The sequence below is a fragment of the Chitiniphilus purpureus genome (assembly GCF_025642115.1).
In the GTDB taxonomy this organism is placed as follows: domain Bacteria; phylum Pseudomonadota; class Gammaproteobacteria; order Burkholderiales; family Chitinibacteraceae; genus Chitiniphilus; species Chitiniphilus purpureus.
This window is the reverse complement of sequence record NZ_CP106753.1, coordinates 3,568,284-3,581,770: the sequence shown is the minus strand read 5'-3', so window position 1 is coordinate 3,581,770 and position 13,487 is coordinate 3,568,284. Positions and strand designations below refer to the sequence as shown.

The 13,487-nt window shown below is 66.4% G+C and carries 12 protein-coding genes; 11 read left to right on the top strand and 1 reads right to left on the bottom strand.

What is annotated here, in order from left to right; all coding sequences use genetic code 11:
- Nucleotides 1–12: 12 nt before the first annotated feature.
- From fabG to fabF, 3 genes are all read left to right on the top strand, one after another.
- The gene (gene fabG / locus N8I74_RS16620) at nt 13–756 is read left to right on the top strand and encodes a 3-oxoacyl-ACP reductase FabG (RefSeq protein ID WP_263124258.1); all 744 of its coding nucleotides are present in this window, start codon (nt 13–15) and stop codon (nt 754–756) included.
- Nucleotides 757–909: 153 nt separating this feature from the next.
- Nucleotides 910–1,149, top strand: coding sequence for an acyl carrier protein (gene acpP, locus N8I74_RS16615; protein WP_263126764.1), 240 nt, complete (start codon nt 910–912; stop codon nt 1,147–1,149).
- A gap of 214 nt (nt 1,150–1,363) precedes the next feature.
- Nucleotides 1,364–2,605 (top strand): beta-ketoacyl-ACP synthase II, encoded by a 1,242-nt coding sequence (fabF, locus tag N8I74_RS16610; protein WP_263124257.1) that lies wholly within the window; start codon nt 1,364–1,366, stop codon nt 2,603–2,605.
- 209 nt (nt 2,606–2,814) lie between these two features.
- On the opposite strand, the gene N8I74_RS16605 is transcribed toward fabF, so the two are convergent.
- Nucleotides 2,815–3,450, bottom strand: a complete 636-nt coding sequence (locus tag N8I74_RS16605; protein ID WP_263124256.1) for a hypothetical protein — start codon at nt 3,448–3,450, stop codon at nt 2,815–2,817.
- Nucleotides 3,451–3,633: 183 nt separating this feature from the next.
- On the opposite strand from N8I74_RS16605, the gene N8I74_RS16600 reads away from it, so the two are divergent.
- From N8I74_RS16600 to N8I74_RS16565, 8 genes are all read left to right on the top strand, one after another.
- Complete coding sequence (locus N8I74_RS16600) at nt 3,634–3,852, top strand: hypothetical protein (RefSeq protein WP_263124255.1); 219 nt, start codon at nt 3,634–3,636, stop codon at nt 3,850–3,852.
- A gap of 433 nt (nt 3,853–4,285) precedes the next feature.
- The gene (gene kdpF, locus N8I74_RS16595; RefSeq protein WP_263124254.1) at nt 4,286–4,375 is read left to right on the top strand and encodes a K(+)-transporting ATPase subunit F; all 90 of its coding nucleotides are present in this window, start codon (nt 4,286–4,288) and stop codon (nt 4,373–4,375) included.
- Between the two features lies 1 nt (nt 4,376).
- A complete protein-coding gene (gene kdpA, locus N8I74_RS16590; RefSeq protein WP_263124252.1) occupies nt 4,377–6,179 on the top strand; it encodes a potassium-transporting ATPase subunit KdpA in 1,803 nt (600 codons plus the stop codon).
- A 66-nt stretch (nt 6,180–6,245) separates the two neighbouring features.
- The gene (gene kdpB, locus N8I74_RS16585) at nt 6,246–8,309 is read left to right on the top strand and encodes a potassium-transporting ATPase subunit KdpB (RefSeq protein ID WP_263124250.1); all 2,064 of its coding nucleotides are present in this window, start codon (nt 6,246–6,248) and stop codon (nt 8,307–8,309) included.
- Between the two features lie 46 nt (nt 8,310–8,355).
- A complete protein-coding gene (gene kdpC / locus N8I74_RS16580; RefSeq protein ID WP_263124249.1) occupies nt 8,356–8,943 on the top strand; it encodes a potassium-transporting ATPase subunit KdpC in 588 nt (195 codons plus the stop codon).
- A 175-nt stretch (nt 8,944–9,118) separates the two neighbouring features.
- A complete protein-coding gene (locus tag N8I74_RS16575) occupies nt 9,119–9,940 on the top strand; it encodes a GNAT family N-acetyltransferase (RefSeq protein WP_263124248.1) in 822 nt (273 codons plus the stop codon).
- Nucleotides 9,941–10,009: 69 nt separating this feature from the next.
- Nucleotides 10,010–12,673 carry a sensor histidine kinase gene (locus N8I74_RS16570; RefSeq protein WP_263124246.1) on the top strand — a complete coding sequence of 888 codons (2,664 nt, stop codon included), beginning with the start codon at nt 10,010–10,012 and terminating at the stop codon, nt 12,671–12,673.
- A complete protein-coding gene (locus tag N8I74_RS16565; protein ID WP_263124244.1) occupies nt 12,670–13,392 on the top strand; it encodes a response regulator in 723 nt (240 codons plus the stop codon). The genes N8I74_RS16570 and N8I74_RS16565 overlap by 4 nt, the downstream gene beginning before the upstream one ends.
- Nucleotides 13,393–13,487: the final 95 nt, after the last annotated feature.

The following is a 13,487-nucleotide window of genomic DNA, read 5'->3' as shown; positions in this document are numbered from 1 at the left end:
GAGCACTATGCAATGAGTCTTGAAGGCAAAGTCGCGCTGGTGACCGGCGCCTCGCGCGGCATCGGTCAGGCCATCGCGCTGGAACTGGCCGCGCAAGGCGCCACGGTGATCGGCACCGCCACCAGCGCTGCCGGCGCCGAATCGATCTCGGCCTACCTTGCACAGGCTGGCGGCAAGGGTACAGGCAAGGTGTTGAACGTGACCGAGCCCGAGGCCATCGACGCCATCGTCGCCGCCATCGAAGCGGAATCCGGCGCCATCGCCATCCTGGTCAACAATGCCGGCATCACGCGGGACAACCTGCTGATGCGGATGAAGGACGAGGAATGGGACGACATCATGCAGACCAACCTGCGGCCGGTGTACAAGCTTTCCAAGGCCGTGCTGCGCGGCATGATGAAGGCGCGCTGGGGTCGCATCATCAACATCGCTTCGGTGGTCGGCGCCACTGGCAACCCGGGGCAGACCAACTACGCCTCGGCCAAGGCTGCGCTGTTTGGCTTCACCAAGTCGCTCGCGCGTGAGATCGGCAGCCGCAACGTGACGGTCAACGCGGTGGCGCCCGGCTTCATCGACACCGACATGACCCGTGCGCTGCCCGAGGAACAACGGGCCGCGCTGGTGCATCAGATCGCGCTGGGCCGGCTGGGCGATCCCAAGGACATCGCCGACGCGGTGGGCTTCCTGGCGGGCGAGCGTGCCGGCTACATCACCGGGCAGACGCTGCATGTCAATGGCGGCATGTATATGAACTGATGGTTGTTTGCGCGCGGCATCGGCCGCGCCGGCCGGTTTTCCGTCGCGTTGAGCGGGATCAGACGAACGGTGGGGCTGGCTTGGCGGCCACGGTTTTTTTGGTACAATGCCGACGCTTTTTCTGAATACCTCCAAAAGGCTTGGGTTAAATCCATGGAAAACATCGAACAGCGTGTGAAGAAAATCGTTACCGAGCAGCTTGGCGTGCCGGAAACGGACGTCAAGAACGAGTCGTCCTTCGTGAACGACCTCGGTGCCGATTCCCTTGACACGGTTGAGCTCGTGATGGCGCTTGAAGAGGAATTCGAGTGCGAGATTCCGGACGAAGAAGCTGAAAAGATCACCACGGTTCAGCAAGCGATCGACTACGTCAGCGCTCATCTGGCCAAGTAATTCTTTGTGGTATCACCTGCCGCCGGCAACGGCGGCTTCGGAGCGGCGACAGTAATCGTCGGCGCGATCCGGTTGCGAGAGGCGCCCACGCGCCTTGGTGCGTATGCGCCGCATCCGGGTCCTGCCTGCGAGGCCTGTATGCCGCTCTTGTTCCATCTGGATTGCATATCTGTCATGCGTTGATGGGGACGCGGCAGGTTGCGAGGAGAATCCCATGTCAAAACGCAGAGTGGTCGTCACCGGCCTTGGCCACGTCTCGCCGGTCGGCAACGATGTGGCGTCGGGCTGGGCCAACTTGTTGCAAGGCAAGCCCGGTATCCGCCGCATCACCCGTTTCGATGTGTCCGATCTGGCCTGCCAGATCGCTGGCGAAGTCGATGGTTTCGACGTCACCCAATACATCTCGCCCAAGGAAGCACGGCGGATGGACCTGTTCATCCACTTCGGGATCGCCGCGGGGCTGCAGGCGGTGGCCGACGCCGGGCTGGATGACATCCCGGATCTGGACAAGACCCGCGTCGGCGTCAATATCGGCTCGGGGATCGGTGGCCTGCCGCTGATCGAGGAGACCGACGGCGATATGCGCGCCGGCGGCCCGCGCAAGATCGGGCCGTTCTTCATCCCCGGTTCGCTGATCAACCTGGTCGCCGGCCACGTATCGATCATCAAGGGGTACCAGGGCCCGAGCTACGGCATTGTCTCGGCCTGCACCACGGGCGCGCACAGCATCGGCGATGCGGCACGGATGATCCAGTACGGCGACGCCGACATCATGGTCGCCGGCGGTGCCGAAAGCGCGGTCTCCCGGCTTGGCATCGGTGGTTTTGCCGCGATGAAGGCATTGTCCACGCGCAACGACGACCCGGCCACGGCGAGCCGGCCGTGGGACAAGGGGCGCGATGGCTTCGTGATGGGTGAGGGCGCCGGTGTGCTGGTGCTCGAGGAATACGAGCATGCCAAGAAGCGCGGTGCGCGTATCTACGCCGAGCTGGTGGGCTTTGGCATGAGTTCCGATGCGCACCATATCACCGCCCCCAGCATGGATGGCCCGGCGCGCGGGGTGACCAATGCGCTGCGCGACGCGGGCATCAATCCTGACGAGGTCGATTATGTGAACGCGCATGGCACCTCGACGCCGCTGGGCGATGCCAACGAGACCGGGGCGCTCAAGCTCGCGTTCGGCGACCATGCCCACAAGCTGGCGGTCAATTCCACCAAGTCGATGACCGGCCACCTGTTGGGCGGCGCCGGTGGGGTGGAGGCGGTCTATTCGGTGCTGGCGCTGCATCACCAGGTTTCGCCACCCACCATCAATATCTTTGAACAGGATGTGGAAGGCGGCTGCGATCTCGACTACGTGGCCAATACCGCGCGTGATATGACGATCCGGGTCGCGATCTCCAACTCGTTCGGCTTTGGCGGCACCAACGGCACGCTGGTGTTCCGTCGCATCTGAGGCAGGTCACAGCCCCATGCAGAACCCGCGCTTTGCGCGGGTTTTTTTCTGCGCCACCAGCCGGCAACGGCAGGGTGCAAAAGCATCGATCAAGCTGGATCCGACATCACGCCGCCGATTTGCCGGAAGGGCCTGCCAAAGGCGATACAGCAAAAAACCCGCGCATCGCGCGGGTTTTTTGCTTGCAGGGGTGAGCTAGCGAGAGGGCATCACGCCAGCACCGGGCGGGTGGCGAGTTCACCCTGGTTCTTATCGGCAGCCAGCACCGGGTGGGTGGCGAGTTCACCCTGGTTCTTGTCGGCAGCCAGCACCGGCCGGGTGGCGAGCTCACCCTGGTTCTTGTCGGCGGCCAGCACCGGCCGGGTGGCGAGTTCACCCTGGTTCTTGTCGGCAGCCAGCACCGGCCGGGTGGCGAGCTCACCCTGGTTCTTGTCGGCGGCCAGCACCGGCCGGGTGGCGAGTTCACCCTGGTTCTTGTCGGCGGCCAGCACCGGTCGGGTGGCGAGTTCACCCTGGTTCTTATCGGCAGCCAGCACCGGGTGGGTGGCGAGCTCACCCTGGTTCTTGTCGGCAGCCAGTACCGGTCGGGTGGCAAGTTCACCCTGGTTCTTGTCGGCAGCCAGCACCGGCCGGGTGGCAAGTTCACCCTGGTTCTTGTCGGCAGCCAGTACCGGTCGGGTGGCCCGGGTGCTCAGGTTGCTTTCGGCCGCCTTGAATTGAGCGGCTGAGGAACCCTGGGTGCCCTCGGAGAGGCGGGCAGTGTCGACGGATGCCGCGTGTGCGGCATGCAGGCCAAGGGCCAAGGTGGCGGCCACCAGCGTGGAAAGTCGGGTCAGTTTGGTCATGATGCGTGTCCTCTTCAGTGTGGGCAGTGAGAAGCAGATCGGCGCCGGCAGTCATCGAACTTTTGGTGCGTTGCGCTGCGTCAATCGTTGAAGCTATTAAAGTTGTTTTGAAGATAGTTGTAAAGTTGAATGATTTAAATGGAAATAAATGTCGCGGTGCAGCGAAGGGAGACCTCGCCATGCATGCTTGAAAAAGCTTTTCCATTCATTGGTTTAGGTGTTGTCTGTATCGGCCATGTGAAAATTGCCAGAATCCTGAACGTCAACAAACAGGGCGCGGCAGGCATGCAGATGCATGAGCCGCAGGCTCAGCATGCTGTAGGTTCTGTTGTGAACGAGCACCATGATCATGACGTTGTGCAATGCAATGGCTTGGTGCTACGCCCTTGCGCCGGTGACTGACGCTGTTGCAAGGAGCCATTGCCTTGGCTCCAGGTTGTGCCCCGCGGCGATCTCATCCGTGGATGGTGCTCATCGGGCAGCGCCGCCGCATCGAAAGGGCGCACGTCCACCCTGTTCCGGTGCCAGCACAGGTGACCGTGGCCGCTGACGAGGCCAGGCCGTCCCACCCCTGTGAAAACGCATGGGGCCGGGCCATTGTCCTGGTGAACTGATGCGGTCGCGGTGCATTTTTATACGGCTTTTATACCGCCCCGATGGCCCTTTACCCCGTTTTTACACCCCGGCGTTCAGCATGCCGACCATGGAGGCCAAGCCATGGCCACCGATCTGGCAGGGGAAACGATATGGACATACTGTATCTCGCGCTGGGGTTGGCCTGCTGGGCCGCGACCGCGCTGCTGGTGGCCGGCTGCGGCCGGCTGGGAGGTGGGCGATGAGCTGGATCCACCTGGTGGGCGGCCTCACCGCGGTGCTGCTGTTGGCATATCTCGTCTACGCGCTGTTGCGCGCCGAGGAGTTCTGACATGGGCACGCAAGCATTGACCCAGCTCGGGCTCTTTCTTGGGCTGCTGCTGGTGCTCGCCTGGCCGCTGGGGCGTTATCTGGCCGCGGTGATGGCCGGTACCTCGCGCGTCGTCACCGGCCCTTTGGGTGGGATCGAGCGCGCGCTCTACCGCGTGGCCGGCATCCGGTTTGATGAGGAGATGGGCTGGCAGGACCATGCCAAGGCGGTGCTGCTGTTCAGCCTCGTCGGTGTGTTGTTTGTCTACGCGTTGCAACGGCTGCAGGGCATGCTGCCGCTCAATCCTCAGGGCTTTGGCGCCGTCTCGCCTGATTCCGCGTTCAACACCGCGATCTCCTTCGTCACCAACACCAACTGGCAGGGCTACGCGGGTGAGGCGACGATGAGTTACCTCACGCAGATGCTGGCGCTGGCGGTGCAGAACTTCGTCTCGGCTGCCACCGGCATCGCCGTGGTGTTTGCGCTGATCCGCGGCCTTACCCGCCACGGGGTGGGTCGGCTTGGCAACTTCTGGGTCGATCTCACCCGCAGCACGCTGTATGTGCTGCTGCCGCTGGCCACGCTGATCGCGGTGCTGCTGATCGGCCAGGGCGTGATCCAGAACTTCGACGGCTATCGCATCGCACATACCGTCGATGCAGTCGAGTACAGCCAGCCCAGGCTGGATGCCGAGGGCAATCCGCTGCTGGACGCCGCAGGCGCGCTACAGCAGCAGGTGGTGAAGCAGCACGAGCAGCAGCTCGCCATGGGCCCGGTCGCATCGCAAGAGGCGATCAAGATGCTGGGCACCAATGGTGGCGGCTTCTTCAACGCCAACTCGGCGCATCCGTTCGAGAACCCGACGCCGCTGTCCAACCTGGTCCAGATGCTGGCGATCTTCCTGATCCCTGCCGCGCTGTGCTTCGCTTTCGGTCGTGAGGTGGGCGATCTGCGGCAAGGCTGGGCGGTGCTGGGCGCGATGACATTGCTGTTCGTCGCGTTTGCACTGGCCGCGATCTGGGCCGAGCAGCAGGGCAACCCGGCGTGGAATGCGTTCGGCGTCGATCAGCAGGCCAGCAGCCTGCAGGCCGGCGGCAATATGGAAGGCAAGGAAAAGCGCCACGGCATCGTCGCCTCGGGCCTCTTTGCCACTGTCACCACCGCCGCGTCGTGTGGCGCGGTCAATGCGATGCACGATTCCTTCACCCCGCTTGGCGGCCTGGTACCGCTGTGGCTGATGCAGCTGGGTGAGGTGGTGTTTGGGGGCGTCGGTTCTGGCCTCTACGGCATGCTGGTGTTCGCGGTGCTGGCGGTATTCATTGCCGGGCTGATGATCGGCCGCACGCCGGAATACCTGGGCAAGAAGATCGAAGCCTTCGACATGAAGATGGTGGCCATCGTCATCCTCGCCACGCCCATGCTGGTGCTGGCCGGCACTGCGGTCGCCGTGATGAGCCCGGCGGGCCTTGCCGGCATCTACAACCCAGGCGGCCATGGTTTCTCCGAGGTGCTGTACGCGTTCTCCAGCGCGGCCAACAACAACGGTTCGGCCTTTGCCGGCCTGGGCGCCAACACCCCGTTCTACAACGTGATGCTGGGCGTGGCGATGTGGTTCGGCCGCTTCGCCGTGATCGTGGCGGTGCTGGCGCTGGCCGGTTCGCTCGCCGCCAAGCCGCGCCTTGCGGTCACCGCTGGTACGTTGCCCACGCATGGCCCGCTGTTCGTGGTGCTGCTGATCGGTGCGGTGCTGCTGGTCGGTGCACTCACCTATGTGCCGGCGCTGGCGCTGGGCCCGATTGCCGAACATGTTGCGCTGCGGCGGTAAGCCATGCATCGCGATGCCATTCCCCCTTCATCCGTCGGCGCGCAGTGCGCGCCTGGAGCGAATCAAGTGAACAAGCAGCTGTCGCTGCTCGCTCCGGCGCTGGTCAAACCGGCCCTGATCGACAGCATCAGGAAACTGGCGCCGCAGGCACAGTGGCGCAATCCGGTGATGTTCGTCGTCTACGTCGGCAGCATCCTCGTCACCGGGCTGTGGATCGCGGCGCTGCTGGGCGCCGCCGAGGCGCCGGTGGGTTTCATCCTCGCCGTGGCGCTGTGGCTGTGGTTCACCGTGCTGTTCGCCAACTTCGCCGAAGCGCTGGCCGAGGGCCGCAGCAAGGCGCAGGCGGCGAGTCTGCACGCCGCCAAGCAGCGCGTGCTCGCCAAGAAATTGTCTGCACCCAGGCATGATGCCGGTTACCAGCTGGCCGACAGCGCCGAGCTCGCGAAGGGCGACGTGGTGCTGGTCCAGGCGGGCGACGTGATTCCTGGCGATGGCGAAGTGATCGAGGGCGTGGCCTCGGTGGACGAATCGGCCATCACCGGTGAATCGGCGCCGGTGATCCGCGAATCGGGTGGCGATTTCTCGGCCGTGACCGGCGGCACCCGCGTGCTGTCGGACTGGATCGTGGTGCGCATCAGCAGCAATCCCGGCGAGGCCTTTCTCGATCGCATGATCGCCATGGTCGAGGGTGCCCGCCGCCAGAAGACGCCGAACGAGATCGCGCTGACCATCCTTTTGGTGGCGCTGACCATCGTATTCCTGCTGGTGGTCGTCACGCTGTTGCCGTTCTCGCTGTTCGCCGTGTCCGCTTCGGGGGCCGGCTCGTCCATTACGGTGACGGCGCTGGTGGCGCTGTTGGTGTGCCTGATCCCGACCACCATCGGCGGCCTGTTGTCGGCCATCGGCGTGGCCGGCATGAGCCGGCTGATGCAGGTGAACGTGATTGCCACCTCCGGTCGCGCGGTCGAGGCGGCGGGGGACGTGGACGTGCTGCTGCTCGACAAGACCGGCACCATCACGCTGGGCAACCGCCAGGCCACGGCCTTCCTCCCGGTGCCGGGCGTGCCGATGTCCGAGCTCGCCGACGCCGCACAATTCGCGTCGCTGGTGGACGAAACGCCCGAAGGCCGCAGCATCGTGGTGCTGGCCAAGCAGCAGTTCAAGCTGCGCGAACGCGAGTTCGCCAGCCACGAGGTCGGTTTCGTGCCGTTCACCGCGCAGACGCGCATGAGCGGTGTCGATTGCGCTGGCCGGGTGATCCGTAAGGGCGCGGCCGATGCGATCCGCAGCCACATCGAGGCGCTCGGCGGCCGCTTCCCGGCCGATGCATCCCGCGCAGTCGAGGCGGTGGCGCGGCGTGGTTCGACGCCGCTGGTGGTGGCTGACGGCAACCGCGTGCTCGGCGTGGTCGAGCTCAAGGACATCGTCAAGGGGGGCATCAAGGCGCGCTTTGTCGAGCTGCGCGCCATGGGCATCAAGACGGTGATGATCACCGGTGACAACCGGCTCACCGCCGCCGCCATCGCGGCCGAGGCCGGCGTCGATGATTTCCTCGCCGAAGCCACACCCGAGGCCAAGCTCAAGTTGATCCGCGAGACACAGGCCGGCGGCCGGCTGGTTGCGATGACCGGGGACGGCATCAACGACGCGCCGGCGCTGGCGCAGGCCGACGTGGCGGTGGCGATGAACACCGGGACCCAGGCCGCCAAGGAGGCCGGCAACATGGTCGACCTCGACAGCAACCCGACCAAGCTGATCGAGATTGTCGCGATCGGCAAGCAGCTGTTGATGACGCGCGGCGCGCTGACCACCTTCAGCGTGGCCAACGATGTGGCCAAGTATTTCGCCATCATCCCGGCCGCCTTCGTCGCCACCTACCCGCAACTGGCCGCGCTCAACGTGATGGGGTTGGCCAGCCCGCAGAGCGCCATCCTCTCCGCAGTGATCTTCAACGCGCTGGTCATCGTATTCCTGATCCCGCTGGCGCTGCGTGGCGTGCGCTACCGCGCCGTCGGCGCGGCCGCGCTGCTGCGCCGCAACCTGCTGGTCTATGGCCTGGGTGGCCTCGCCGTGCCCTTTGTCGGCATCAAGCTGATCGATCTGGTGCTGGTGGCGCTGGGCCTGGTCTGATGATTTGCCCCTCCCCAGGCGGGAGGGGCCTACAAGGAAAAACAAGATGAAGCTGATCCGCCCCGCAGTGACGCTGTTCGCGCTGCTGACCCTCATCACCGGCGTGGCCTATCCGCTGGCGGTCACCGCCATTGCCGAAGTCGGCTTCAAGGACGAGGCCCATGGCAGCCTGATCGTGCAGGATGGCCGCGTGCTCGGCTCACGGTTGATCGGCCAGTCGTTCACCGACCCCCGCTATTTCTGGGGCCGCCCGTCCGCCACCGCGCCGATGGCCAACAACCGTGCGGCCTCCGGTGGCAGCAACCTCGGGCCTTCCAACCCGGCGCTGCACGATGCGGTGAAGGCGCGCGTCGCCGCGCTCCGGGCCGCTGACCCTGGCAATGCCGCGCCGGTGCCGGTCGATCTGGTCACCGCATCGGCCAGCGGGCTCGACCCGCACATCAGCCCGGCGGCCGCCATCTACCAGGCATCCCGCATCGCCCGGCTGCGTGGGTTGCCGCTGGCGCGGGTTGAAGCGCTGATCGCTGCGCACACCGAAGGGCGGCAGTTCGGCATCCTGGGCGAGCCGCGTGTCAGCGTGCTTGAACTCAATCTGGCACTCGATGCGGCACGTGGATGGCACCGGGCGTCCTGACGGTGTTTGCCTTGCTTGGCGAGTTCGCGGGTTTTAAGCGCGGCAGGGGTGGCATGCGGAACTTGTGGCGTGCCAGTCCGGTCTGGCGCTTGCCCATGCCGTGCGGCGGCCGTCAGGCCAATGTGTCCGGACATGGGACGATCTCGCCAACGCTGCAAAATCGACAGGTTGACCCATGCTCTTTGAACTCGACAGACACGAATATTCCAAGGTCCATGCCTTGCTCGGACCCCACCGCAACGCGGATATCGCGCTGGAGGCGGTGCTGGCCGGCTCGGGCAACGGCACGGTATACGTCGACCGGCGCGAAGCACCGCGCGTCGGCCTCGTCAACGCGCTGGGCATTGGCGCCTACTTTGTGGGCGACGCCCGCCACCCCGGTCTGCATGGCCTGGATGCTTTCGTGGAACACACGCTCAAACCGCTCGACCAGGCGCAATGCGGTGCCACCTGCTTCATCGGCATCGCCCTCGACGACGCCTGGTGTCCAGCACTCGAAACGGTGTTTGCCCATCGCGACTGGGAAGACGGCTACGATCATTATTTCCGCTTCGATCCGCGCCGCTTCGCCCGCCTGTCCCCACCCACGCTGCCGCCGTCAGGCTATCGGCTGCAGCCGATCGACCGCGCGTTGCTGGTCCATCCTGACAATGCGGCGTTGCGTGCCGAAATCCTGGAGTTCTGGCCGTCCTGCGCCGCGTTCCTGGCCGGCGGCTGCGGCTTTGCCATCTGTCACGGCGCCACGGCGGTCAGCGTGTGCTACAGCTGCTACGCCCACGGGGGGCATCACGAGCTGGCGGTGCGTACCTACCGGCGTGCGTTGCAGCGGCGCGGTTTCGCCACGCGCGTGTGCCACGCGTATCTCATGGAAGCGACGCGGCGCGGCTGGGAGGCGCACTGGACCACTGACGCAGGCAATGTCGCCTCGCTGCGGCTGGCCGACAAGTGCGGCTTCGTGTTCGAAAAGAAAGTGCGCAGCTACGAGTTCGAATACTAGCCCCGGTCGCGGTCAAGGCGGCCGGACCGGGCTACACTGCAACCCGCCCGCCGGCTTGCTGCATACCCGATGACCGACCAACGCCCCGACCCTGACCGACTGCTTGCCGAGCTGCACCGCAAGGCGCAGGCGACGGCCCGTGGCCGGCTGAAGATCTTCTTCGGCGCCTGTGCCGGTGTCGGCAAGACCTACGCCATGCTCAAGGCCGCGCAGGCGCGCCGGTGCGAGGGCGTGACGGTGCTGCTGGGGGTCGTGGAAACGCACGGCCGTCAGGAAACCGCTGCGCTGCTCGACGGATTGCCGCTGCTGCCGCCGGCGCAGGTCGCATACCGGGGCCGTACGCTGGCCGGGTTCGATCTGGATGGCGCGCTCGCGCGGGTGCCGCAGCTGGTGGTGGTCGACGAGTATGCGCATGCCAACGTGCCGGGCAGCCGCCATGCCAAACGCTGGCAGGATGTGGAGGAACTGCTCGACGCCGGCATCGATGTCTACACCGCGCTCAATGTGCAGCATTTGGAAAGCCTCAACGATGTGGTGAATCAGATCACCGGCATCGCGGTGCGCGAAACCATACCTGACCGGGTGTTCGACGCCGCGTTCGACGTCATGCTGGTGGATCTGTCCCCGGACGAGCTGCTGGTACGACTGGCCGAAGGCAAGGTCTACCTGGGCGCACAGGCCGAGCACGCGGCGCAACATTTCTTCCGCAAGGGCAATCTGTTGGCGTTGCGCGAGCTGGCGCTGCGCCGGGTGGCCGACCGGGTCGACGGGCAGATGCGCGCCTACCGCGCCGACCAGGCGATCGGCCGGATCTGGCAGGCGCGCGAGCGGCTGATGGTGTGCGTCGGGCCGGGACCGGCCGCGGCCCGGCTGCTGCGCAGTGCGGCGCGCCTTGCCGCCAGCCTGCACGCTGACTGGCTGGCGGTGTATGTGGAGACGCCCCGCCTGCAACGGCTGGATGCGATGCGGCGCGCGCAAGTGCTCAAGTCGCTGGCGCTGGCGCAGGAGCTGGGGGCCGAAACCTGCGTGCTGGCCGGCAACGCGGTGGCGCCGGTGCTGCTGGCGTATGCCGGCAGCCGCAACGCCTCCAAGCTGGTGGTGGGTGCGTCGCGCGTGCCGCGCTGGCGGCGTGCCTGGCGGGCGGGCCTGGCCGAGCAGCTCTCGCAGGCACGCGATGTCGATGTTTACATGGTGGCACACGAGCTGCCGGCCGAGCCGGCGGCTGGCGCATCGGCGCAGATGGGCTTCTATGCCGAGCCGATCTCCGGCGCCCGCGATGGGCGCGGTCATCTGGCCGCGGTGGGCGCGTGCATGGCGGCCACGGTGCTCGCCGCCTTGCTGCATCAGGTGTTCGACCTGGCCAACGTGGTGATGCTGTATCTGCTGGCGGTGGTGGCGGTCGCGGTCCGGCATGGCCGGGGCCCGGGGGCGCTGGCTTCGCTGCTGGCGGTGGCGGGCTTCGACTTTTTCTTCGTGCCACCGCGCCTGTCGTTCACCGTATCCGACACCCAGTACCTGCTCACCTTCGGCGTGATGCTGGCGGTGGCGCTGACCATCGGCCAGCTCGCCGCGCGGCTGCGTTTCGAGGCCACGGTGGCCACCCAGCGCGAGCGCCGCACCCGTGCGCTGTTCGACCTGGCACGCGAGCTGGCCGGTGCGCTCACCGCCGACGAGATCGTGCGCATCGCCACCGCGCATCTGGCGGCCGTGTTCGGCGGGCGGGCAGCGTTGCTGCTGCCCGACGGCCAGGACCGGGTGCGTGCGGCCGGGGGGGCGATGCCGACTGACGCGACGGTGGCGCAGTGGGTGTACGAGCATGCCGAGCCGGCCGGGCAGGGCACGCGCACCCTGCCGCTGGCCGATGCGCTCTACCTGCCACTGAAGGCCCCGATGCGCGTGCGCGGCGTGGCCGCCCTGGCGGCGGCGCCACGCAGCCTGGCGCTGCCCGAGCAGCGCCGCCTGCTCGATACCTGCGCCAGCCAGATCGGCCTTGCGCTGGAGCGGGTGCACTACGTGGCGGTAGCGCAGGATGCGCTGGTGGCCATCGAGCGCGAGCGCCTGCGCAACAGCGTGCTTACCATCGTCTCGCACGACCTGCGCACGCCGCTTACCTCGCTGACCGGCCTGGCCAGCCTGCTGGCCGAGCACGAGTTGCCGCCGGCGCAGCAGCGCGAACTGGCGCAGACGCTGCGCGACGAAACGCTGCGGCTGTCACGGCTGGTGGACAAGATCCTGGAGATGGCGCGGCTGGAGGCCGGAGTGCGGCTGGCGCCGGCCTGGCAGCCCATCGATGAAGTGATCGGCAGCGCGCGTGTGGCCACCGCAGGGCAGCTGCACCCCCGTCGTGTGCTCACCGACCTGCCTGCCGGGCTGCCCATCCTGCAGTTCGACGGCGTACTGATCGAACGCGTGCTGGTCAATCTGCTGGAAAACGCGGCCAAATACACACCGACCGATGCCACGGTGCGCATCACGGTACGTTGCAGCGGCGCAGCGCTTGCAGTCACCGTTGCCGACGACGGGCCGGGGTTGCCGCCCGGGCTGGCCGTGTTCGACAAGTTCACCCGCGCTGCCCCCGAGTCAGCGATACCGGGTGCCGGACTTGGACTGGCGATCTGCAAGGCCATCCTGGCCGCCCATGGCGGTACCATCGAAGCCCACCCTGTTGCTCCGCATGGTGTGGCATTCGTGTTCACACTGCCTGTCCAAACCCCGCCGGGCCTGCCGGAATGAGCGAACATCCGATCACCGTCGTCGTCATTGAGGACGACAAGCCCATCCGGCGCTTCCTGCGTGCCACGCTGGAGGCGGAAGGCATGGCGGTGCACGAGGCGGCCACCGGCCGGCAGGGCCTGGTCGACGTGGGCAACCGCAAGCCGGATCTGGTCATCGTCGACCTGGGGCTGCCGGATCTGGACGGCGTCGCGCTGATCCGGCAGCTGCGCCACTGGGCCACGCTGCCCATCCTGGTGCTCTCGGCACGCAGCCAGGAGGCCGACAAGGTGGCTGCGCTGGACGCCGGTGCGGATGACTACCTGACCAAGCCCTTCGGCGTGCCTGAATGCCTGGCGCGCATCCGGGCACTGCTGCGCCGGCATGCGGGCCTGGCCGTCGGTCCCGCGCGGCGTTTTGCATTTGGTGGCATCGAGGTCGATCTCGTCGCACGGCAGGTGACGCGTGCCGGCCAGCCATTGCACCTGACCCCGATCGAATACCGGCTGCTCGCCACGCTGATCCGCCATGCCGGCAAGGTGCTGACCCATCGTGAGCTGCTGCGCGAGGTCTGGGGTCCGGCGCATGCCGAAAGCAGCCAGTATCTGCGGGTATACATGGGACATCTGCGGCAGAAGCTCGAGGAAGATCCGACCGCGCCGCGCCATCTACTTACTGAGGTCGGCGTGGGCTATCGGCTGCTCGGCGTGCCGCAGCAGCCCGGCGGTCCTGGAAAATGAGCGGTTGTTTTTTACCGACATACGGAAGATTGAAAAACGCCGCGCGGCGCTTATCTCGGCAGTACGGGTGCTCACGGTGAGGCCCGGAATTGAAC